This window comes from Kribbella pratensis (genome assembly GCF_004366075.1).
Lineage (GTDB): Bacteria > Actinomycetota > Actinomycetes > Propionibacteriales > Kribbellaceae > Kribbella > Kribbella pratensis.
The window spans coordinates 2,447,006-2,468,429 of the sequence record NZ_SODU01000001.1; the positions used below are offsets into that span (position 1 = coordinate 2,447,006).

21 protein-coding genes are annotated in these 21,424 nt (G+C 69.2%); 16 read left to right on the top strand and 5 right to left on the bottom strand.

Annotated features, from left to right (window positions below; all coding sequences use genetic code 11):
- The first annotated feature begins 2 nt into the window (after window positions 1-2).
- Entirely contained in the window at window positions 3-350 is a 348-nt protein-coding gene (locus EV137_RS11705; RefSeq protein ID WP_134128443.1) for a DoxX family protein, read from the top strand.
- On the opposite strand, the gene EV137_RS11710 is transcribed toward EV137_RS11705, so the two are convergent.
- Entirely contained in the window at window positions 328-732 is a 405-nt protein-coding gene (locus EV137_RS11710) for a hypothetical protein (protein WP_134128445.1), read from the bottom strand. The genes EV137_RS11705 and EV137_RS11710 overlap by 23 nt on opposite strands.
- 131 nt (window positions 733-863) lie before the next feature.
- Between EV137_RS11710 and EV137_RS11715 the strand changes: the two genes are divergently transcribed.
- From EV137_RS11715 to EV137_RS11725, 3 genes are all read left to right on the top strand, one after another.
- Entirely contained in the window at window positions 864-2,021 is a 1,158-nt protein-coding gene (locus EV137_RS11715; protein WP_134128447.1) for an ROK family transcriptional regulator, read from the top strand.
- Window positions 2,022-2,143: 122 nt separating this feature from the next.
- Window positions 2,144-3,952, top strand: coding sequence for a bifunctional metallophosphatase/5'-nucleotidase (locus EV137_RS11720; protein WP_134128449.1), 1,809 nt, complete (start codon window positions 2,144-2,146; stop codon window positions 3,950-3,952).
- Window positions 3,953-4,000: 48 nt separating this feature from the next.
- A complete protein-coding gene (locus EV137_RS11725; protein ID WP_134128451.1) occupies window positions 4,001-4,450 on the top strand; it encodes a MarR family winged helix-turn-helix transcriptional regulator in 450 nt (149 codons plus the stop codon).
- An 81-nt stretch (window positions 4,451-4,531) separates the two neighbouring features.
- On the opposite strand, the gene EV137_RS11730 is transcribed toward EV137_RS11725, so the two are convergent.
- Window positions 4,532-5,080 (bottom strand): helix-turn-helix domain-containing protein, encoded by a 549-nt coding sequence (locus EV137_RS11730; RefSeq protein ID WP_134000995.1) that lies wholly within the window; start codon window positions 5,078-5,080, stop codon window positions 4,532-4,534.
- 227 nt (window positions 5,081-5,307) lie between these two features.
- Between EV137_RS11730 and EV137_RS11735 the strand changes: the two genes are divergently transcribed.
- The 10 genes from EV137_RS11735 to EV137_RS11780 all read left to right on the top strand — a co-directional run bounded on the left by EV137_RS11735 (window position 5,308) and on the right by EV137_RS11780 (window position 15,678).
- Window positions 5,308-6,534 (top strand): MFS transporter, encoded by a 1,227-nt coding sequence (locus EV137_RS11735; RefSeq protein WP_134128453.1) that lies wholly within the window; start codon window positions 5,308-5,310, stop codon window positions 6,532-6,534.
- Window positions 6,531-7,721, top strand: coding sequence for an MFS transporter (locus EV137_RS11740; RefSeq protein ID WP_134128455.1), 1,191 nt, complete (start codon window positions 6,531-6,533; stop codon window positions 7,719-7,721). The genes EV137_RS11735 and EV137_RS11740 overlap by 4 nt, the downstream gene beginning before the upstream one ends.
- Before the next feature lie 9 nt (window positions 7,722-7,730).
- Window positions 7,731-8,729: a hydroxyacid dehydrogenase gene (locus tag EV137_RS11745; RefSeq protein WP_134128457.1), complete on the top strand. Its 999-nt coding sequence runs from the start codon at window positions 7,731-7,733 to the stop codon at window positions 8,727-8,729.
- 184 nt (window positions 8,730-8,913) lie between these two features.
- Window positions 8,914-10,431 carry a molybdopterin-dependent oxidoreductase gene (locus EV137_RS11750; RefSeq protein ID WP_134128459.1) on the top strand — a complete coding sequence of 506 codons (1,518 nt, stop codon included), beginning with the start codon at window positions 8,914-8,916 and terminating at the stop codon, window positions 10,429-10,431.
- A gap of 67 nt (window positions 10,432-10,498) precedes the next feature.
- A complete protein-coding gene (locus EV137_RS11755) occupies window positions 10,499-11,167 on the top strand; it encodes a fasciclin domain-containing protein (protein WP_134128461.1) in 669 nt (222 codons plus the stop codon).
- Window positions 11,168-11,169: 2 nt separating this feature from the next.
- Window positions 11,170-11,781 (top strand): ECF RNA polymerase sigma factor SigK, encoded by a 612-nt coding sequence (gene sigK / locus EV137_RS11760; RefSeq protein ID WP_238175237.1) that lies wholly within the window; start codon window positions 11,170-11,172, stop codon window positions 11,779-11,781.
- Window positions 11,778-12,491, top strand: coding sequence for an anti-sigma factor (locus EV137_RS11765; RefSeq protein ID WP_134128463.1), 714 nt, complete (start codon window positions 11,778-11,780; stop codon window positions 12,489-12,491). Before sigK ends, EV137_RS11765 begins: the two co-directional genes overlap by 4 nt.
- Before the next feature lie 135 nt (window positions 12,492-12,626).
- Window positions 12,627-13,976 carry a DHA2 family efflux MFS transporter permease subunit gene (locus tag EV137_RS11770; protein WP_238175238.1) on the top strand — a complete coding sequence of 450 codons (1,350 nt, stop codon included), beginning with the start codon at window positions 12,627-12,629 and terminating at the stop codon, window positions 13,974-13,976.
- A complete protein-coding gene (locus EV137_RS11775; protein ID WP_134128465.1) occupies window positions 13,973-14,923 on the top strand; it encodes a sigma-70 family RNA polymerase sigma factor in 951 nt (316 codons plus the stop codon). The genes EV137_RS11770 and EV137_RS11775 overlap by 4 nt, the downstream gene beginning before the upstream one ends.
- A complete protein-coding gene (locus EV137_RS11780) occupies window positions 14,923-15,678 on the top strand; it encodes an isocitrate lyase/PEP mutase family protein (RefSeq protein ID WP_134128467.1) in 756 nt (251 codons plus the stop codon). The genes EV137_RS11775 and EV137_RS11780 overlap by 1 nt, the downstream gene beginning before the upstream one ends.
- Window position 15,679: 1 nt before the next feature.
- Here EV137_RS11780 and EV137_RS11785 read toward each other — a convergent pair whose 3' ends face one another.
- Window positions 15,680-17,263, bottom strand: coding sequence for an amidase (locus EV137_RS11785; RefSeq protein ID WP_134128469.1), 1,584 nt, complete (start codon window positions 17,261-17,263; stop codon window positions 15,680-15,682).
- Window positions 17,260-17,541 carry a hypothetical protein gene (locus tag EV137_RS11790; protein ID WP_134128471.1) on the bottom strand — a complete coding sequence of 94 codons (282 nt, stop codon included), beginning with the start codon at window positions 17,539-17,541 and terminating at the stop codon, window positions 17,260-17,262. Before EV137_RS11790 ends, EV137_RS11785 begins: the two co-directional genes overlap by 4 nt.
- Before the next feature lie 175 nt (window positions 17,542-17,716).
- Here EV137_RS11790 and EV137_RS11795 point away from each other — a divergent pair, with 175 nt between their 5' ends.
- Complete coding sequence (locus EV137_RS11795) at window positions 17,717-17,932, top strand: antitoxin (protein WP_134001018.1); 216 nt, start codon at window positions 17,717-17,719, stop codon at window positions 17,930-17,932.
- A gap of 268 nt (window positions 17,933-18,200) precedes the next feature.
- The gene (locus EV137_RS11800) at window positions 18,201-18,965 is read left to right on the top strand and encodes an SDR family NAD(P)-dependent oxidoreductase (protein WP_134128473.1); all 765 of its coding nucleotides are present in this window, start codon (window positions 18,201-18,203) and stop codon (window positions 18,963-18,965) included.
- On the opposite strand, the gene EV137_RS11805 is transcribed toward EV137_RS11800, so the two are convergent.
- Window positions 18,962-21,421 carry a glycoside hydrolase family 95 protein gene (locus EV137_RS11805; RefSeq protein WP_134128475.1) on the bottom strand — a complete coding sequence of 820 codons (2,460 nt, stop codon included), beginning with the start codon at window positions 21,419-21,421 and terminating at the stop codon, window positions 18,962-18,964. The two genes, EV137_RS11800 and EV137_RS11805, sit on opposite strands and share 4 nt — an antisense overlap.
- Window positions 21,422-21,424: the final 3 nt, after the last annotated feature.

Here is a 21,424-nt window from a genome sequence, read left to right on the forward strand (position 1 = left end):
TCGTGTACGCCGCTTACCTCGCCACCACCCTCCTGGCCGCCGCGCTCACCGGCAGCGCGGCGGTCGCGAACCTCATCGGCCACGACTACCCGAAGGCCCAGGCCGACAAGGTCCACGTCGACCACAAATGGATCCTGCCCTTCGGCCTCCTCCTCGGCGCCGGTTCGCTCGGCCTCCTGGCCGGCCTCGCCGTACCGCCACTAGGAGTCCTGGCCGCCACAGGCCTCGTCCTCTACTTCCTCATCGCCCTGACCGCCCACCTCCGGGTCCACGACCACAACCTCGCCCCGTGGGCCCTGTACTTCACAACCTGCGCAGCCGCCCTCATCACAACCGTCGCCTACCACTGAAGGCCCGCCACAGGTTGGCGATCGACCCGACCAGCCCGACGGCCAGACCGGAGCCGAATCCGATCATCATCGCGATGCCGATGTGGTTGACAGCCAGGCCTTCGGTCCACATCAACTGGTGGACGATCACCAGCGATACGCCGTACGAAGCCCCGACCACCAGGAAGTCCAGGAACGGACGGCGACTCCGGCGCGCGATCGCCACGACCAACCAGACCGCGAAGGGCAGCAGCGCGAGGCAGTAGTAGAGCAGCCCGCTCTCTGGCGCAACGACATCCAGGTCGGACAGAACCGTCCGCGGGAGCCCGAGCGCAACCAACACAAGCACCAGCCACACCGACATGTCCGTGCCCGGAAATCTACGGCTGCCCTGCTGATTCATGATTCTCCCTTCCTCTGTCCAAGAGTCGGGGACACCTGTGCGGCCGCACATCAGCCGCCCGGCGACACTCGACGTACACCAGTCGGCGTACGTCGAGCGCGCGACCGGAATCGGTTTAGGCTGGGGCGATCATGGGGTCCTCGGCGGTGGACGGTGGCGATCACTCGCGGTTGCGGCAGCTCAACGAGCGGGCGGTGCTGGCTTCGGTGCGGGCTGCCGGGGAGTTGCGGGTTGCACAGATCGTGGAGCAGAGCGGGCTCGGGCGGACGGCGGTCGAAGAGGTGCTGTCGAGCCTCGTGACGCGGCGCTGGCTGATCGAGGAGAGTCCGGCGATCCGCGGGCGCGGGCGGCCGGCGCGCAGCTACCGGTTTCGCGCAAAGGCGGGGTACGTCGCTGGGCTGGACATCGGCGCGTTCTCGGTGCGTGGAGTGCTCACCGACCTCGACGGGCGGATGCTCGCGAACGCGCGGCGCTCGGTGACTCCGGAGACACCACGAAAGCAGCGGCTGGCGACGGCCGACCGGGTGATCGCCGACTGCGCGCGGGAGGCCGGCGTGCCCGAGGCGCGCGTCTGGGCCGTCGGCGCGGGTACGACGGGGTTGGTTGATGCTGCGGGCACCGTCGTACGGGCCAATGCGATCCCGGACTGGGGCGGCACCGATCTGGCTGGGCATTTCAAGGCGCGACTTGTTGTCGTCGACAACGACAGTCAGCTCGCGGCTCTGGCCGAGCAGCGTCGCGGAGGCGCGGATCACTCGGCAGACATGGTGTTTCTGCACGCGGGACGGCGTACGGGGTTGGCCTTGGTGCTCGACGGGCAGTTGCGGCGGGGTGCGTTCGGCGCGGCGGCCGACATGTCCGCGCTCCGCGGTGTCGCCTGGGAGGCGGCACTCGAGTACCTGCACGACGTCGTACCGGTGGAGATTCCCACGGTGGACAAGGCCGAACGCGCCTTCGCGGCGGCGCGGGACGGGGACCGGGCGGCGCGAGCCGCCGTACGGAAGTACGCGCGCGCCATGGCAGTCGCCGCCGCGACGGCGATCGCGATCGTCGACCCGCGGCTGCTCGTCCTCGGCGGGGCGTTCTCCCAGGCTGCCGACGTACTGCTCGAACCGCTGGCGGCCGAGCTCGACCGCCTCTGCCCGCGCGTCCCGGAGTTGCACGCATCGTCCCTCGGCGCCCTGTGCGTCGCCCTCGGCGCGGCCAGCCTCGCGCAGGACGCGATCAACACGCGCCTGCTGAGCCCGAGCCGCGGCCCGCTCCCCCAGCTGTCGGCCCGGAGCCTCTGACTTTCAGGTTGGCCGATTGTTCACCGGGCCGTTGACGCATGTCCCGTCCGGCAGCTAATAATGTCGGAAAGAGGCAATAATGCGCACTAACGCGCACCCCTTCGCCAGGAAGCAGGTTGCCCGTGAACAGTCGGATCCGCCGCCGGACGTTCCTGACCACCACCGGCGCGATCGCCACCGCGACCGCGGTCGGCGACGTCGCCTACGCCACTTCGCACGCGCTCGACAATGACTCATCCGGGGCCTCGGAGTACGTCGACGTACAGCTGCTGAACATCACCGACTTCCACGGATACCTGCAGCCGACAACGCCCAGCCAGGGCAGCGTGATCACCGGCGCGGGCGGCGTCCAGGTGACCGTCGGCGGCGTCGGGTACCTGGCCACACACCTGAAGCGGCTGCGCGAGGGGCAGCGGAACTCGATCTTCTTCTCGTCCGGTGACAACTTCAACGGCTGGCCGTTCGAGGTCGACGCCCACGCCAACGAGCCGACCATCGAGGCGCTGAACGCGCTCGGCCTGCAGTTCAGCACCGTCGGCAACCACGAGCTCGACCACTCGGTCGACTTCCTCGTCGACCACATGGAACGCGGCAAGCCCTACCCGGTGAGCGGACGCGACGACAACTTCGTCGACTCGACCGGGCAGCGCTTCCAGGGCGCGAACTTCCGCTTCTACACCGCGAACATCGTGCACGCGGACACCGGCCGGACGATCGTGCCGCCGTACAACATCGAATGGGTCGACGCCGGCCACGGGCGGAAGCTGCCGATCGCGTTCATCCACCTGACGCTGGTGGGTTCCGAGGTGGGATCCACGTCGTACCAGCCCGGACTGCGGTCGTTGTCCGACCTGGAGCAGGCGAACAAGCTGGCCGCGCAGCTCAAGAAGCGCGGCGTCAACGCGATCGTCATCAACATCCACGACGGCGGCGTCGCCGGAAACGACTACAACGCGGGGACGAACCCGTCCGGGCCGGTGTTCCAGTTGGCCGCGAACGCCGCGCCGGACATCGCCGCGATCGTGACCGGACACTGGCACTGCCGGTTCAACATGATGGTTCCGGACCCGAACGGCGTACCGCGGCCGGTCGTGGAAGCCGGCAACCACGGCTCGCTGATCAACGAGATCAACCTCAAGCTCGACCCGCGCACCGGCGAGGTCATCCGGGAGCTCACCCGGTCGACCAACCACGCCAACACCCGCGACGTACCGCTCGACGAGGAGCTCCAGTACATCGCCGACTACTGGGCCGCGCAGGGCAAGAAGCGGTACGCCACGCCGCTCGCCCGGGTCACGGCCGACTTCACCCGTACGCCGAACGCATCCGGCGAGAGCACGATGGGCAACCTGGCCGCGGACTTCGCCTACTGGGACGCGAACCAGCATCCCGACGGGCGCGCCGACCTGGCCCTGATCTCGGTCAAGCCGGTCTCCGGGTCGAACGCGGTGACCGGTGACCTGTTGTTTGCCAAGGGCAGCAATCCGTCAGATGTGGACGGCACCGTGCTGTTCGGCGAGGCCTGGGGCGCCTTCGGGTACGGCAACCCGATCCTGACGGTCACGCTGCCGGGCACCCAACTGCACGCTGCCTTCGAGGCGCAGTGGGTGCCGCAGCCAGGAGGCACCGAGAAGTTTGCTCCGTTCGCGGTGTCGCAGAACGTCAGCTACACCTACGACACGACCAAGCCGATCGGTCAGCGCGTCGATCCCGCGTCCGTGCAGATCGACGGGAAGCCGCTGGACCTGAACCGGGACTACCGTGTCGCCGCGCTCGCCTACACCTTGATCGGCGGCGACGGTACGACGGTCTTCGCCGGGTTCACCGATCCCGTCCGCAACGACCGCGACCACGAGGGGTTCATCGCCTACCTGCGCGCGCACCCGGTACTCACACCCGCACCGCTCGGTCGCGCGCGTCCGGTGAGTTAGGCTGCCGTTCGAGATGATCTGAAACCCGGATGATACGAGAGCGGAAGTATGCCGAAGCGCACAGCCGTGATCAGGACCGCGCTGCGTGACCTGCGCATCCAGCTCGCGCTGCTGAACCACCAGGTCGGCTCGCAGTTGTCCCTCAAGGACGCCGAGCTGGACTGCCTGGATGTGCTCGCCAGGGACGGGGCGCTCACACCGAGCGCCCTGGCCCGGCGGGCCGGCATCCATCCGGCCACGATGACCGGGATCCTCGACCGGCTCGAGCGCGGCGGCTGGATCGTCCGTGACCGCGACCAGGCCGACCGCCGGCGGGTGACCGTCAGCGTCGTCAAGGAGCGGACGGCGGCGGTCTACCACGCGTACCGCGGGATGAACGGCGCGGTCGACAAGATCTGCGCCGACTACTCCGACGACGAGCTGGACCTGATCGCCGGCTTCCTGCACCGCTGCGCCGAGGCCGGCCACACCTCCACCGAAAAACTCGCCGCGAACTGAGGCATCCCGGCCGGCACCTTCAACCCCGACCTGGCCATGCACCTGGTCAGCGGCAACCAGCGCATCAGACCACCCAGCGCGTCAGGCCTCCAGCGCCGCGGGCAGGCGTCTGGCCAGTACGGCGGCGACTTCGTGGCGGTACACCGGGCGGGCCACGTCGCAGGTGTGCGTGAGCTGACCGGTGCGGAGCATCCGCTGGACCTCGTCGACATCCGCCTCGAGCGCGGTCGCGGCGGACCACACGGTCAACCATCCCTCGCGCAGGCGGGCGAGGACGTCCACGTCGTCGCGCCGCAGCGGCAGCTCTTTGCCGTGCGCCGTCAGCAGTCCGGCCGCGATCAGCCGCCGTACGCCGGTCTGGCCGAGGCCCAGTACGGCGCCGGCCTCCGCGACCGACATCCAGTCGTCGAGGCCCGACCGTACGACGTCCGACAGCAGCAGGCGGCGGTGCGCACGGGATCGCGCCGGCAGGTGCCCCGCCCGGATCAGCCCGGCGACGCGCTGTGGCGGAACTTCCAGCAGGAGCGCGGCCTGTGCGGTGGTGACCAGTGGATCTTCGACCATCAACGGCTCGCCGAGCAGATCGGTCAGCCGGGTCCGGAACTCCTTGACCAGTTCCTTCTCACCCATAGCAGTCCTCCCCAGCTCCGCGGTGTCTTTGGGAGCGAACGACACGGGTCCGGGGCCAGAGGCTCTGTTGCATTGTGACACGCACAGCGATGAATTGATGCACGTCGGGCGACTATGGAAATCACTCTCCGTAAATGTGATCGGAGTTGCACCTGAAATCGTCACTTCTGGCACAAGTGATCAATTTGCCCTTGCCGCGAGGCCTCCGCTCGCGGTGAGATAGCTGTGTGACGGAAACGCGACCCGCCGATGCGGCGGAGGGGCAGGGCGTCTCGGGCTTCTCGTACCGCCCGTTCATCTGGCTTGCGGTCGCCACGTTCTCGATGGGTATCGACGGGTACGTGCTGGCCGGCCTGCTGCCGCAGATCGCCGGCGACCTCGAGGTCACCCCGGCGGCCGCCGGTCAGCTGATGTCGGTGTTCGCGTTCACCGCCGCGCTGGCCGGTCCCGTACTCGGCACGCTCACGTCACGGTGGGAACGCCGTACGACGATCGTCTTGTCACTGGGTGTGTTCGTGCTCGGCAACGTGGTCGTCGCGATCGCTACCAACTACCCGGTCGCGCTCAGCGGCCGCGTCATCGCGGCGCTCGGCGGCAGTCTGCTGAACGCCGCCGTCACCGGGTACGTGATCGCACTGACTCCGTCCGAGCACCACGGCAAGGCGTTGTCGTTCGTGCTCGGCGGCTGGATGACCGCGACCGCGCTCGGCGTACCTGTCGGCCTGGTGCTCGGGCAGTCTTCGTGGCGGTTCCCGATGATCCTGGTCGCGGTGGTCGGCGCGATCGCACTGGTCGGCATCCTGCTCCGGCTTCCGCAGCTGCATCTGCCCGGCGGCACCCTCGTCGACCGCCTCCGCCCGCTCGGCCAGCCACGGCTGGTCGCGGGGCTGCTCGTCACCACGGGCATCCTGTGCAGCAGCTACGCCTGTTTCACGTACGCGACGCTGATCCTCGGACCGCACTTCCACGCCGAGTGGGCGATGATCCTGATCATGTTCGGGTACGGCGTCTCGAGCATGGCCGGCAATGCGGTGACGGGCCGCCTGGTCGACAGGTTCACCGCGCTCCGGGTGCTGACCGTCGTACTGGTCGGGCTGCTGCTGAACGCGGTCCTCGGCATGATCGCGCTGATGTTCGCCCCGGCCGTGGTGGCCGCCGTCTGGGGCCTGGTCTGGTTCTTCTCGGCCGGCGTCGGCAACGGCGGCGGAGCTGTTCCGCAGCAGGCGCGACTGGCGTCGATGGCACCGGACTCCGCGGCGATCGTGATGGCACTGAACGGCAGCGCGATCTCGCTGGGGTCGGCCCTCGGCAGTGGCCTGGGCGGTGTCGCACTGACCGCGGGCGCCGCACCGAACGGGTTGCTCGGCGTCTCGGCCGTCATCCTGACGATCACCGTCGGGCTGCACCTCCTCGTGGCGCGCTCCTCCGCCGCCGCAAAAGCCGCCGCCAAGTGACGGACACCTGCGCCGCTGACACGGTTGAGGAGCAGGAGTTCTCGTACCGGCCGCTGGTCTGGCTGGCCGTGGCAACGTTCTCGATGGGAATCGACGGGTACGTCCTGACCGGGCTGCTGCCCACCATCGCCGCGGACCTGCACGTCAGCGTGGCGGCCGCGGGCCAGTTGATGTCCGCGTTCGCGCTGACCGCGGCCTTCGCCGGGCCGGTCCTCGGAACGGTGACCTCTCGGTGGGAGCGCCGTACGACGATCGCCACGGCGCTGGCGGTCTTCGTGCTCGGCAACCTGGTCGTCGGCCTCGCGACGACGTACCCGATCGCGTTCGCCGGGCGGGTGCTGGCGGCGCTCGGCGCCTGCCTGCTGAACGCGGCCGTCAGCGGTTACGTGATCGCTGTGACGCCGGTCCGGCACCGCGGGAAGGCGTTGTCGTTCGTGCTCGGCGGGTTGCTGACCGCGACGGCCCTCGGCGTACCGGTCGGCCTCGTGATCGGGCAGTCGAGCTGGCGCTACCCGATGATCCTGGTCGCCGTGATGGGAACGATCGCCCTGACCGGGATCCTGCGTGGCCTCCCTCGTCGGCAGCTTCCGGCCGGTCGGCTCACCGATCAGCTTCGCCCACTCGGCCAACCCCGGCTACTCGGCTCCCTGCTCGTCACGAGCGGCATCCTTGCCGGCAGCTTCACCTGCTTCACCTACGCCGTCCTGATCCTCGGCCCGTCCTTCCGGGCCGGTTGGATGATCATCGCGATCATGTTCGGGTACGGCGTCGCCAGTGCGCTGGGCAACGCGATCACGGGCCGGCTGGCGGACCGCTTCCCGGCACCGCGCGTACTCACCGTCGTCCTGATCGTCCTGCTGCTGAACTCGGTTCTCGGCCTGGCCGGCCTGCTGCTCACCTCGGCCACCGCGCTCGCGGTGGTCGGCGTGAGCTGGTTCTTCTTCCAGGGCGCCGGCAACGGCGGCGCGGCCGTACCGCAGCAGGTTCGGCTCGGCGGCATCGCCCCGGAGTCCGCCGCGATCGTGATGGCCCTCAACGGCAGCGCGATCTCGCTCGGTTCCGCGTTCGGCAGCGCCCTCGGCGGCATCGCCCTGACCGCCGGGACCGCGCCGTCCGGCCTCCTCGGCCTCGCCGCCGTCGTCCTCGCGGCCACACTGGTCCTGCATCTGATCGTTTCCAGACCCTAGTATTCGGTCATGGCCGAAAAGCTGCGGGTGGTGCTGGCGGCGACGCCGGCGTACCGGGAGATGGTGTTCGCGCCGGAGAGTACGGCGCGGCTGGATGCGCTCGGGGAGCTCGTCGTACTGGATGATCCCGGCGATGCTCAGGCGTTGACGGCGGCGTTGCCCGGGACCGACGTACTGATCACATCGTGGGGAGCGACGCCGCTGACCGCGGCGGTGCTGGATCACGCGGACCGGTTGCGGTTGATCGCGCACAGTGCGTCGTCGGTGAAGCACTTCGTCACCGAGGAGGTGTTCCGGCGCGGCTTGCGGATCACGCAGGCGGGGCAGGCGATGGCGGAGCCGGTGGCCGAGGTGTCGCTCGCGTTCACGTTGAGCCTGCTGCATCGCATTCATCGTTTCGATCACGCGATGCGCGATGGAGCGTGGCGGGACGACGTACCAGCGCAGCATGGGCTGACGGCATCGCGGATCGGTGTCGTGGGCGCATCGCGGACCGGCGTCGAATACATCCGGATGCTCGTCGCGCTTCGGGCCGCGGAAGTTGTCGTCTACGACCCGTACCTCACGGACGAGCGTGCGATCGAACTCGGCGTACGTCGTACCTCGCTCGACGACCTGCTCCGCACCAGCCGGGTCGTCGCCCTGCACGCGCCGACGCTTCCCGAGACGCACCACCTGATCGGCGCTCGCGAACTCGCGCTGATGCCCGCCGGCGCGTCCCTCGTCAACACTGCCCGCTCGTGGCTCGTGGACTCCGCGGCATTACTGAAGGAACTCCGCAGCGGCCGGATCGACGCCGCCCTGGACGTCTTCGACGAGGAGCCGCTCCCACCCGACGACCCGTTCCGCGCACTCCCGAACGTTCTCCTGACACCCCACCAGGCCGCCGCCACCGTCGAGTGCTACTTCGGGATGGGCCAGATCACGGTCAACGAAATCGAACGCCACGCCGCCGGCCGCCCCCTCCAGTACGAACTGACGGAGACAGCCCTACGCCAGATGGCCTAGCACAACGGCTCGCTCGTGTGCATAAGAACAGGAGGTACTAGGTCCGCCCCTAGTGCACCTGACCGTGGCCGGGTCCGAGCGTACAGCGTCTCACCGGTGCACTACCTGTCCTTCTGCACACCCGGACGCCCAACGGTCGTGCACGTCGAACCATCCGGAGCCTCGTCGGCGCCGAACCCCTGGCATGCACAGGGCACTCGGGGCATTAGGTGGTGTGGTCGCAGCCGGTACGGCGCTCGCGGCCGGATATCTCGTCGCGGGCCTGACCGGCGGACCGTGGCCGGTCGACGCGGTCGGCGTACAGGTCATCGACCGGTCCCCCGGCCCGGTCAAGGACTGGGCCGTCCGGAGCCTCGGTACGGCCGACCGTCCGCTGCTGCGCGTCGGCATCTGCGTGACGCTCGTGATCGTGGCCGCCGTCGCCGGATGGATCGGCGCGCGCGGGCACCGGCGGACGGCGGTCGCGATCGCGGGCGGGCTGGGGCTGGTGGGGTTGGTGTTCGCGATCGTGAGCCGGTCGTCCGCCGCCAGCACGGTCGACCGGTTGCTGCCGGCAACGGTCACGTTGGTGGTCGCGGTGCTGGCGATGGCCCTGGTCACACACGCCGGTCCAGCGCGGGAGCCGGGCGATGCCGAGCAGCCGGACGGGTTTGATCGGCGGAGGTTCTTGCTCACCGTTTCGGCGTTGGCCGTCGTCGGGGCCGGGGCTGCTGGTGCTGCTCGGTTTGCGGGTGGGTCCGGGCAGGAGTTGCGGGCACGGGTTCGCGTGCCTCGGCCGACCGACGCCGCGGGACCGTTGCAGGCCAGTCTCGACGTTCCCGGCATCAGCCCGTTCACGACACCGAACGCCAAGTTCTACCGCGTGGACACGCTGCTCCAGGTGCCGCGGATCGACCCGCGGGACTGGGAGTTGCGGATCCACGGACTTGTCGACAAAGAGCTCCGGCTCTCGTTCGACCAGTTACTCGAACGACGGCTGATCGAGCGCGACATCACCCTGACGTGCGTGTCCAACGAGGTCGGTGGTCCTTACACCGGCAACGCCCGCTGGATCGGCGTACCGGTCGCGGATCTCCTGCGCGAAGTCGGCGTACGGCAAGGGGCTGACGCGGTGAAGTCGACCAGCGTCGACGGGCTCACCATCGGCACCCCACTCGCGGCGCTCACCGACGGACGGGACGCGATCCTCGCGCTCGCGATGAACGGCGAACCACTGCCGTTCGAGCACGGCTTCCCGGTGCGGATGGTCGTCCCCGGCCTGTACGGGTACGTGTCCGCGACCAAGTGGATCGTCGACTTCGAAGTCACCAGGTTCCGGGACTTCAGTGCGTACTGGACCGACCGCGGCTGGTCCGTCGAGGCACCGATCAAGACGTCCTCGCGCATCGACGTACCGAAGGGATTCGCGACCGTGAAGGCCGGACCCGCGGTCGCCGCCGGGGTCGCGTGGGCGCAGCGCCGCGGCATCAGCAAGGTCGAGGTCCAGGTCGACAACGGCCCGTGGCAACCGGCCCGGCTGGCACCCGTCGACGGCCCGGACACCTGGCGGCAGTGGACGTTCCGCTGGAACGCCACGCCCGGCACCCACAAACTCACCGTCCGCGCGACCGATGCGACCGGCGAGCTGCAGACCGATCGGCAGGCATCGCCGCGGCCGAACGGCTCGAGCGGCCTGCACAACACGGTCGTGATGGTCGAGTGACCCATCCGGCCGCCGAACGGCTCCGAAGTACTCCCGTCAACAACCTCCTCAAGGAAGAGATCGAGTCATGACCAAGCACCTCACCCGCGCCGGAATCGCCCTCAGCGCGCTGGCCCTCGCAATGACCGCATCCGCTTGTGGGGGTGGCGACGACAACAGCAGCGCCTCCAGCAGTACGACGACCAGCACGAGCAGCAGCGCACCTGCGACCAGCACCACGCCGTCGACGAGCGACACGGCCGGCGGACTGGTCGGACCGGGCTGCGCCGACTACGCGAAGGCCAACCCCTCGGGCGCCGGCTCGATCGACGGTATGGCGGCCGCACCGCTGGCCACCGCCGCGTCCGGTAACCCCCTGCTCAAGACCCTGGTCGCGGCCGTCTCGGGCAAGCTGAACCCGAAGGTCGACCTGGTCTCCACGCTGAACGGCGGCGAATTCACCGTCTTCGCGCCGGTCGACGCCGCGTTCGCGAAGATCCCCGCGGCGACCGTGAACACGCTGAAGACGAACGACGCGCTGCTGACCAAGATCCTCACCTACCACGTCGTACCCGGGCAGCTCGACCCGATGGCGGTCGTCGGCAAGCACCCGACCGTCGAGAAGCAGGACGTCACCGTGAGCGGCTCGGCCGACAGCCTGAAGGTGAACGGCGCCAACGTGATCTGCGGCGGCGTGAAGACCGCGAACGCTACGGTGTACCTCATCGACTCCGTTCTGATGCCCCCGGCAAGCTGACCGTGAACGAACCAACCGCGTTGCCTTGGCCCGCCGGATCGCACTCGCGATCCGGCGCGGTCGCGGACGGCGACCTGTTGATGCTGACCGCGACCGGTGACACGGCCGCGTTCAGCGCGCTCTACGACCGGGTCGCGCCGTGGGTGTTCGGGCTGGTACGCCGGATCCTCCGCAACCCGGCTCAGTCCGAAGAGGTGACCCAGGAGGTCATGCTCGACGTCTGGCGCACCGCGACCCGGTACGACGCCGACCGCGGCTCCGCGCACTCCTGGATCCTCACGATCGCGCATCGTCGCGCGGTCGACCGGGTGCGCTCCGAGCAGGCCGCCGCCGACCGAACCGAGCAGGTCGGCGCACGGTCCGCGGACGTCGCTTTCGACCAGGTGGCCGACACCGTCACCACCCGGCTCGAAGCAGAGCAGGTACGGCGATGCCTCGGCTCGCTGACCGAGCTGCAACGCGAATCCATCGAGCTCGCGTACTACAACGGCTACACCTACCCCGAGGTCGCCCAGCAACTCGGGGCCAAGCTTCCGACCATCAAAGCGAGAATGCGCGACGGCCTGATCCGCCTCCGCGACTGCCTCGGATCCACGAAGGGGCAGGCGCGATGACGGAACCCGACGTACACACCCTCACCGGCCCCTACGTGCTGGACGCGCTGCCGGACGACGAGCGGGTCCGATTCGAGGCCCACCTCGCGGAATGCACCTTCTGCACTACCGAGGTCGACGAGTTGCGTGCTGCCGCGGTGAAGCTGGCGACCCAGGTGTCCACTCCGCCGCCTCCCGCGCTCAAGGCGAACGTGATGTCCGCGATCGAGAACGTCCGCCAACTCCCCCCGGTCGTCCACGAGCAGCCCGCCGTACGTCGGCGCTTCGGTCGCCGATCGGTTCTGGCGCTGGCGGCCGCGGCGGCTGTGGTCGCGGTCAGTGGCGGGATTGCGATCGACCAGTACCGGGATCGAACCGCAGCGGAGCAGGCCAACCGGCAGATGGCCGCCGTTCTCTCGCAGCCCGACGCGCGGACCGTTCACGGGGCGGTCCAGGGCGGCGGGCAGGCCACGGTCGTCGTGTCGGCGAAGGCCGACAAGTCGGTCGTCGTACTGCGGGATCTGCCCAAGCTTCCCGCGGACCGGACCTACCAGCTGTGGATGATCGACCCCGGGCAGACCGCCCACTCGGTCGGCCTTGCGGCCGGGGATCTCACCGAGGTGATCAACGGTTCGACCGCCGGGATGAAGGCGTTCGGTCTGACTGTCGAGCCCGACGGCGGCTCCCCCAAGCCGACGCTCCCGGCAGCGGCACTGATACCGCTGACCTAGTGGCCGGCCGGCAAACGCTCATCCGGATCGAGTCCCGCCCCGGGCGCTGAAAACTCGTACTCATCGGACCGATGAGTTCGGGTGGTCTCGCTGGTCTGTACAGGTGTGACTAGAGAACAACGATGGGTTTTGGGCTTGGCCTCCCTCGGGTCGGTCATGGTGGCGCTGGACGCTCTCGTGGTGGCGGCGGCGCTGACGACGATCCGCGGTGACCTCGGCGCAACGGCCGAGCAGCTGGAATGGACGGTCAACGCCTATGGACTGAGTTTTGCGATGCTTCTGATGACGGCCGCCGCGACCGGCGACCGTCTGGGCCGGCGCCGTACCTTTGCCGCCGGTTTGGCGCTCTTCACCGCCGCGTCGGTGGGGTGCGCGTTGGCCACGACGCTGCCGTTCCTGATCGCGGCCCGGGCTGTGCAGGGCGTCGGCGCGGCGATGGTGATGCCGTTGGCGATGAGCCTGCTCGGGGCGGCGTTCCCGCCGGAGCGGCGCGGCCAGGCGATCGGCGTGTTCAGCGGCGTGACCGGGATCGCCGTACTCGGTGGGCCGCTGATCGGCGGCGCAGTCACCGAGGGACTGTCGTGGCAGTGGATTTTCTGGATCAACGTGCCGATCGGCGCGGTCGCGATCGCGTTGGTGCTGACGAAGATCCAAGAGAGCACCGGCCCGGCGCGACGCCTGGACCTGGTCGGCGCGGTGTTGATCAGTCTCGCCGTACTGGGCCTGGTCTGGGGCACGGTGCGCGGTGAGTCGGCCGGCTGGACGAGTACCGACGTACTGGGTGCTTTCGCGATCGGGGTCGTGATGCTGGCGGCGTTCGCGTGGTGGGAGCGGCGGACGGACCATGCGATGGTGCCGCTGGAGTTCTTCCGGAACCGGACGTTCACCGCGGCGAACTCGGCCGGGTTCTTCCTCAGCGCGGCGTTGTTCAGCGCGGTCTTCTTCCTGTCGCAGTACATGCAGGTCGTGCTCGGATCGGCGCCGTTCAAGGCGGGTCTGCAACTGCTGCCGTGGACCGCGACGCTGTTCATCGTCGGCCCGATCGCCGGCCGGCTGGTCGACCGCGTCGGTGAGCGACCGCTGGTCGTCATCGGTATGGCGCTGCAGACCGCCGGCATGTTCTGGGTCAGCCGCGGCGCGGACCACTACTGGGAACTGGTCGTGCCGCTGGTCGTCACCGGGTGCGGGATCTCGCTCGCGATGCCCGCGGCGCAGAGTGCGGCGATGGCGGCGCTGCCCCGGGAGGCGGTCGGGATCGCGTCCGGGATCTACAGCATGAACCGGCAGATCGGCGGCGCGGCCGGGGTCGCCGTCCTCGGCTCGGTCTTCACGGCGGCCGGCGGCTACACCGGCCACGGCTTCGGCCGGGCCCTCGCGGGTTGCGGCGTACTGTCGTTGATCGCGGCCCTCTCGGGGCTGGCGATCGCGGCCCGCCGTCGTACCGGCGAGCCCGTGGTGGCGAAGGTGGCAGAAGGAGTCGGATGAATCTCGAGGAGGAGTTCGCGCAGCATCGGGGCGAGCTGGTCGCGCACTGCTACCGGATGCTCGGCTCGCTGCACGACGCCGAGGACGCGGTCCAGGAGACGTACCTGCGCGCCTGGCGTGGTCACGCGGACTTCGAGCACCGTTCGTCGGTCCGGACGTGGTTGTACCGGATCGCCACGAACGTGTGCCTGAACCTCCTGCAGCACAGCAGCCGGCGGGTCGTCCCGTCGGCGCTGGGTGCCCCGGGCAACGATCCCGACGAGCTGCACGCCCAGGCCCTGGAGGTGCCGTGGCTGGAGCCGTTCCCGGATCAGTTGCTCGGGGCCGACCCGGCCACGGTGGTCGGCGATCGCGCGAGCCTGCGGCTGGCGATGGTCGCCGCGATGCAGCACCTTCCGCCGCGGCAACGCGCCGTACTGATCCTGCGTGAGGTGCTCACGTGGCCGGCCGCGGACGTCGCCTCGTTGCTCGACACCACGACCGCCGCGGTGAACAGTTCGCTGCAGCGCGCACGGGCCGAGCTCGCGCGGTTGCGGCCGCGTGAGGACGAGTTGAGCGAGCCGCACGAACCGTTGCGGCGAGCGTTGCTCGACCAGTTCCAGGCGGCGATGGAGAGCAAGGATCTCGTCGTACTGGAAGGGCTGTTCAGCGAGGATGCGCGGTGGGAGATGCCGCCGATCCCGACCTGGTTCAGCGGGCGTTCCGACGTACTGCGGTTGCTCGACTCGAAGCTGCGCCCGGGTCCGGGCCGACGGGTGCTGGTCGAGACGTCGGCGAACGGCCAGCCGGCCTTCGCGCTCTACATCCGCGGCACGGACGATCTGTTCCACGCGCATTCGATCAAGGTGCTGACGTACACGAAGGACGCGATCTCGGCCGTGCTCGCGTTCCACCAACCTGCTTTGTTCCCAGCCTTCGGGCTGCCCCTGATCCATGGGAGATCTTGATGTCCTTGGCAACCACTCTGCGGGAACTGCACGTTCCCGGCACGCCCCTCGTCGTACCGAACGCGTGGGACGCCGCCTCGGCCCGGATGGTCGAGAAAGCCGGCTTCGCCGCGGTCGCGACCAGCAGCAACGCGACGGCCGCTGTCCTCGGGTACGACGACGGCGAGCACGCGCCCGTCGACGACGTACTGGCGGGTGCGGCGCGGATCGCGCAGTCCGTATCCGTCCCGGTCACGGTCGACTTCGAACGTGGGTACCGGCTGGCTCCCGGCGAGCTCGTGGAACGCTTCCTCGCGACCGGCGCCGTCGGGCTCAACCTGGAGGACTCCGACCCGGCGACCGGGTCGATGATCGACGCCGGTGAGCACGCGGACTTCCTGGCCGCGGTCCGTGCCGCGGCCGGTGACGCGCTGGTGATCAACGCCCGGATCGACGCGTTCATCCGCAAGGACGGTACGGCGGACGAACAACTGGCGACCGCCCTCGACCGCGGGAACCGCTATCTGGCCGCCGGCGCCGACTGCGTGTACCCGATCGGCGTCGGCGACCTGGACCTGATCTCCACGCTCACCACGCAGCTCGACGGCCCGGTGAACGTCGGCTACGGGCAGGGCGCGAACTCGGTCGCGGACTACGCGGCGCGCGGTGTCGCCCGGGTCACCTTCGGCCCGATGTTCCAGCGGCACCTGTACGCGAAGTTCGCCGACACGCTCCTGCCCGCGATCGCCGTGGACCACAATCCGTTCGCGCTCTGACTCACTGCATGAGGTCGGGGACCTCCTCGGCGTGGATTCGACCGCGGTCCTGCTTTTCGGCGGACCGTAGAGCCGCGCGGGCTGCGGTCGGATCCGCGGGGCGGCGATGGTGCCAGTCGGTGACGGACTGGTAGGCGGCTGCGACAGAGAGGAGGCGGTCCTCGCCGAACGGCTTGCCACCGAGGATCGTGCCGATCGGTACGCCGTTCGCGCTGAACCCGAGCGGCAGGGCCAACTCGGGAAGTCCGAGCGCGTCGAACGGTGTCGGTGACGTCTGCACCACGACGTCGCACTGCTCGAACAGGTCCTCGAGGACGCGCTCCAGCAGCACCACCTTGGCGCGCTGGCCGATCAGGAACTCGTTGGCTCCCAGCAGCGCGCCCTGCAGCCAGCCCGTCACGGACACGCCGAAGCCGCGGAGGTTCGACTGCAGCATCGGGAGGAACGGCTCGCTCCGCTCGGGCAGCCGCACGTTGTTGAAGGCCGCGTTCGTGAGCAGGTCCCACTCGTCGGGCATGGTCACGTCGACAACCGACAGTCCCTCGATCCCGGCGAGGACGTCGAGTGCCGTCGTACGAGCGGCGGCGGTCTCCGACGTACCGCTGGTGAACCCGGGGATCACGCCGATCCGGGTCCGCCAACGGGCCCGTCCCGGTCGCACCGGTGTCGCTGCCGTAACGAGGTCGGGTACGGGCGGAAGTCCTTGTGTTCTTGGGTCTTCCGGGTCCTCGCCGGCCATTGCGGTGAGCATGATCGCGGCGTCCATCGCGTCGCGCGCCAGCGGGCCCGGGTGGTCGCGGGTGTAGCTCAGCGGAACGATGCCGTGCAGCGACACCCGGCCCATCGTCGGCTTCAAGCCGGTCAGGTTCTGGGCGTTCGACGGTGCGGTGATCGAGCCGCCGGTCTGCGTCCCGACCGCGGACGTCGCGAGCCGGGCTGCGACCGCGGTCGCCGATCCGGACGACGAACCACCTGGGTCAGTGGTGGGATCGTTCGGCGTCCACGCATTCACGGTAGTGATGCGGCCATCGGGCGTGGTCGCACGAGTGGTGGCCAGCGGCCCCATCTGGGTCTTGCCGACGACGATCCCGCCGGCCGCGGTCAGCCGTCGTACGGCGGTCGCGTCGAAGGGCGGCACGAAGTCGGCGAACAGGTACGAGTTCGCCGTCGTGGTGACACCCCGCGTGTAGTAGTTGTCCTTGATCGCCAGCGGGATCCCGTGCAGTGCGCCGCCGCGGGTCCGGCCGAGCGCCCGCGCCCGGGCCAGCGCCTCATCGGCGAGCACCAGGTTGAACGCCTGGTACGCCGAGTCGAACGCCTTGATCCTGTCCAGATGGGCTTCCACCAACTGTTCGGGCTTCAACTTGCCCTTGCGGATCAACGTGGCGGCTTCGGCGATCGTGAGCTCGCTGACGTCCACCGATCTCGCCGGTACGTCGACCAATGACGCCGTACCGCTTGACTCGGGAGCTGCGTGCGCGACGGCCGGCAGCGCTACCGAGCCGACCGCAGTGGCGGCGGCCAGTGCGCTCGCGCGGTGGAGGAACGATCGCCGGTCGACCTGGCTGTCCTGCGGCGCGCTCATCGGGCCTCCCGGACGACGTCGATGGACGGGTACAGCTTCGGCGGCGCGGCCTGCTGAGCGAGCCGGGCGTCCGCGGCGAACGTGTACGAGCTCAACGGCAGCACCGTCGTACGCATGAATCCGCGCAGACTGGCGAGCACGGAATCGCGGCCCGGGCTCCCGGTGTCCGGATCCGGCGCGCTCCCGGCCGGCAACTGTTCGAGATCGATTCCGATGGAAGCCAGACGCGCCCTGATCATCACGTTCAGCTCGGCGTCGGTGGGCTGACTGAGACTCACGAGTCCCTCCCGGTCGTGGCGGCAACCTGTCAGCCTTTTATGTCATCTTCAACTACTCCGCACGTTTCGCGGGGATCACCACCAGGTTGCGGCGCACCGTGGTGTGGGATCGGATCGATCGGGTACTGACGGTTCGGTAGTAGAAGGCAACCATCGAGAGAACGGGGAAACCACGATGGGCATGTTCGACAACATGAAGGACAAGGCAGGCGACCTGGTCGACGAGCACGGCGACAAGGTCAACGAGGGCATGGACAAGGCCGGTGACTTCGCCGACGAGAAGACCGGCGGCAAGTACGGCGACAAGATCGACCAGGGCACCGACATGGCCAAGGACCAGCTGGACAACCTCGACGGCCAGAACGACGACATCCCGGACGACCAGTCCTGAGCCAGTCCTGAGGCGGCCGTGGTTCGCACCGCGGCCGCCCAGCGGCCTGTCTGCCCGGCGCCCGCGAACGCTTGAACAAGGTGGTCGATGCTGCGGGCAACAAATTTCCTGAGGGCCGGCTGAGATTTCGGATGAATGCTGGCGGCTACCAAGTGGTCGCTGGTGGTCAGAAACGGCCACAGGGGTACGTCTCACGCGCTGCACGACGTAGCATCGGCTCCAAGGGGTGGGTTGGGGCTGCAGGGGGGAACTGCATTATGCTGGGTTTTTGCCTGCGCTCAGGGACGGGCAGCAGATGACGCCGCTGCGGCGGATTCTGGTCTGGATCTCTGGTGCGTCGGCGGGGCTGGGAGCTGCGCTGGCCGCGACGATTCCGTTCGAGGGCGCGGAACTGATCGACATCTCGCGGCGCGGTGGTACGCCGGGCGTGCAACACGTCGCGGTGGATCTCGCCGACCCGAAATCGTGGGCCGTGGTGGAAAATGACTTCCGGCAACGGATCGAGGCCGGCAACCCGGAACTGGTGGTGTTCATCCACAACGCGGGGACGCTGACGCCGCTCGGCTCGGCGGATCACGTCGACACCGAGGAGTACACGCGCAACGTGCTGTTGAACTCCGCGGCCGCTCAGGTGCTGGGGCAGTCGTTCCTCCGCGCGGTGTCCGGACGGGACTGCGAGCAGCACCTGATCATGGTGTCGTCCGGCGCAGCGAACCGGCCGCACGAAGGCGAATCCAGCTACTGCGCGGGCAAAGCCGCGATCGACCAGTGGGTCCGCACCGTCGGGCTCGAGCAGCAGCACCGAAGTCCCGGCTGCCGGGTGATCTCCGTGTCACCTGGCTCGATCGACACCGACATGCAGGCCGAACTGCGAGCGGCCAGTCCCGACGAGGTGCCGGTGTCGGACCGCTTCCGCGAAATGCAGGCCCTCGGCCACCTCGCGAAGCCGGAGACCGTGGCACGCACGATCTGGTCACTGCTCGACCGCGATCTCCCCAGCGGAACTGTGCTGCACGTCCGCGACGTGACCTAGCGGCCTCCGGCGACTCTCCAGGTGTGGGAGACGCCGGCGGCGAGAGACACCTCCTCGCGCTGCTCGCGGTGCCGGAGTACGACGGTGGTGTCCCGGTCGGCCGTGAGTACGGCGTTGGCCGCGTCCGGGGACCAGGTGAGGTCGACACGGACACCGCCGCGGGCCCGGAGACCGGTGATCGAGCCCTCCGGCCACGCTTCCGGGAGCGCGGGGAAGATCTCGAGCTCGCCGGTGTGGCTCTGCAGCAGCATTTCCGCGATCCCGGCGGTCGCACCGAAGTTGCCGTCGATCTGGAACGGCGGGTGCGCGCAGAACAGGTTCGGGTACAGGCCGGATCCGTCGCCCACGTAGTCGGTGCCGGAGTCCGCGGCGGGGGTGAGCAGTTCGCGGACCAGGCGGTGGGCGGCGGCGCCGTCGCGGAGCCTTGCCCACAACGAGATTCGCCAGGCCAGCGACCAGCCGGTGCTCTTGTCGCCACGCAACTCCAGGGTGCGGGCAGCGGCCGCGGCGAGTTCCGGCGTACCGTCCGGGGTGATCTGGTCGCCGGGATGCAGGCCGATCAGGTGCGACGTGTGGCGGTGCTGCGGCTCGGCCTCGGGCAGGTCGGCCAGCCATTCCTGGAGCTGCCCTCGGCGACCGATCTTCGGGTCGGGGATCCGCTTGCGGGCCGCCGTCAGGTCGTCGATCAGTGGGTCCGCGAGGCCGAGCTCGGCGGCGGTCTGCGCGCACCGATCGAACAGGTCGGCGATCAGCGAGAGGTCCATCGTCGACGAGGTCGTGACCGAGGCGGGTTTGCCGTCTTCGGCGACGTACTCGTTCTCGGGTGAGGTGGAGGGGGCGGTGCCGAGGGTGCCGTCCGGGAGTTCGATCAGCCAGTCCCGCGCGAATTCGGCGGCGCCTCGCAGCGTCGGCCAGACGTCGTTCAGGTACTCGCGGTCGCCGGTGAACGCGTAGTGGTCCCAGAGGTGCCGGCACAGCCAGACGCCGGCCATCGGCCAGTTCGACCATTTCGGGTTGCCGTCGACGGGCGCGGTCCAGCACCAGGCATCGGCGTTGTGGTGGGCGGTCCAGCCTTTGGCGCCGTACAGGTGTTCGGCGGTACGGCGGCCTGCCACGGCGAGATGTTTGACGTAGTCGAGGAGCGGTTGGTGGCACTCCGAGAGGGACGTGGTCTCGGCGGGCCAGTAGTTCATCTCGGTGTTGATGTTGACCGTGTAGTTACTGCTCCACGGCGGCTGCAGATGCCCGTTCCAGATCCCTTGCAGGTTGGTCGGCAAACCTCCTGGACGGGAGCTGGAGATCATCAGATATCGCCCGAAGTTGTAGATCAGCGCGGCCAACCCGGGGTCGTCCCCTGCCTCCACGAGCCGCCGGTCGGTCGTCAGCTCCTTTGCCGAAGGAAGAGTGAGCACCGACCGGCGAAAGAGCTCCTGGTAATCGCGAACATGCTCCTCCCGCAACCCCACGCCAAGCCGCCCACCGTCCCTCACCTCGATGTCGTCCACGCCGGCCCCAACCACGCCGGCCTCGTCCACGTCGGCCTCGTCCAGGCCGGCCTCGTCCAGGCCGGCCCCGTCCACGTCGGTGCCCTTGGTGAGTGCGGTGCGGGCCGCGGTGTCGGCCGCCTCTTGGCACTCCTCCGCGGTGCGGGTCGGGGCGGTGTGTGGGTCTTCGTAGCCGGTGGCTGTGGAGAGGACGACCAGGAGTTCCGTGGTGTTGCTGACGGTCAGTTGGTCGTTCGTGGGCGTGAGCGTGCCGTTGGTGTGCGCACGCAGTACGGCGGCCGCGTTCATCCCGCGGTCGTCCCCGTCGGAGTACTGGATCGGCTCGGCGGCGTTCCCGTGGGGCGGGGCGACCGACGACGGACAAATGGCTAGCAGTGCTAGCCCGTTGTCGCCGAGGGTCTGCGCGGTCGCGCGGAGCTGCGAGGTGAGGCTGAGCGTCACCGTCAGCGGCTGCGAGGCGCCCAGACGTAGGACCAATGCCTGCGCCGACGCGCTGACGAAGACCTCCTGCCAGACCGCGACGCCGCCGATCTCGTACTCGGCGCGGGCGACCGCGGTGTCCAGGTCGAGCCGGCGCCGGTAGTTCGAGACCGCACCGGCGGACTCGAAGTCCAGCAGCAGGTCGCCCAGCGGGAGATAGGCCTGCGAGTGACCGCTGTGAAACACGTGCGCGAGTTCCTCGGCCGCGCGCACGTCACCCGCCGCCAGCGCCGCTCGCACCCGCTCAACCGCACCTGCCCCGACCTCGCCGACCGGAGTCTCGAGGCGGCGGGTTGTCGCGGGGCTGCCGGACCAGCAGGTTTCGTCGTTCAGGGCGATCCGGTCCTGCGTGGTTCCGCCGAACCACATCGCGCCGATCCGGCCGTTGCCCAGCGGGAGCGCCGCCAGCCAGTCCGCCGCGGGAGCGTCGTACGTCAACTCGGTGGCGGCCGCAGTCATCCGATCTCTCATGCC

Coding starts and splice junctions, on each gene's coding strand:
- EV137_RS11775 (WP_134128465.1), top strand. CDS start 13,973: ATGAATCTCGAGGAGGAGTTCGCGCAGCATCGGGGCGAGCTGGTCGCG.
- EV137_RS11730 (WP_134000995.1), bottom strand. CDS start 5,080: ATGGGTGAGAAGGAACTGGTCAAGGAGTTCCGGACCCGGCTGACCGAT.
- EV137_RS11785 (WP_134128469.1), bottom strand. CDS start 17,263: ATGAGCGCGCCGCAGGACAGCCAGGTCGACCGGCGATCGTTCCTCCAC.
- EV137_RS11765 (WP_134128463.1), top strand. CDS start 11,778: ATGACGGAACCCGACGTACACACCCTCACCGGCCCCTACGTGCTGGAC.
- EV137_RS11780 (WP_134128467.1), top strand. CDS start 14,923: ATGTCCTTGGCAACCACTCTGCGGGAACTGCACGTTCCCGGCACGCCC.
- EV137_RS11805 (WP_134128475.1), bottom strand. CDS start 21,421: ATGAGAGATCGGATGACTGCGGCCGCCACCGAGTTGACGTACGACGCT.
- EV137_RS11755 (WP_134128461.1), top strand. CDS start 10,499: ATGACCAAGCACCTCACCCGCGCCGGAATCGCCCTCAGCGCGCTGGCC.
- EV137_RS11715 (WP_134128447.1), top strand. CDS start 864: ATGGGGTCCTCGGCGGTGGACGGTGGCGATCACTCGCGGTTGCGGCAG.
- EV137_RS11795 (WP_134001018.1), top strand. CDS start 17,717: ATGGGCATGTTCGACAACATGAAGGACAAGGCAGGCGACCTGGTCGAC.
- EV137_RS11725 (WP_134128451.1), top strand. CDS start 4,001: ATGCCGAAGCGCACAGCCGTGATCAGGACCGCGCTGCGTGACCTGCGC.
- EV137_RS11710 (WP_134128445.1), bottom strand. CDS start 732: ATGAATCAGCAGGGCAGCCGTAGATTTCCGGGCACGGACATGTCGGTG.
- EV137_RS11750 (WP_134128459.1), top strand. CDS start 8,914: ATGCACAGGGCACTCGGGGCATTAGGTGGTGTGGTCGCAGCCGGTACG.
- EV137_RS11745 (WP_134128457.1), top strand. CDS start 7,731: ATGGCCGAAAAGCTGCGGGTGGTGCTGGCGGCGACGCCGGCGTACCGG.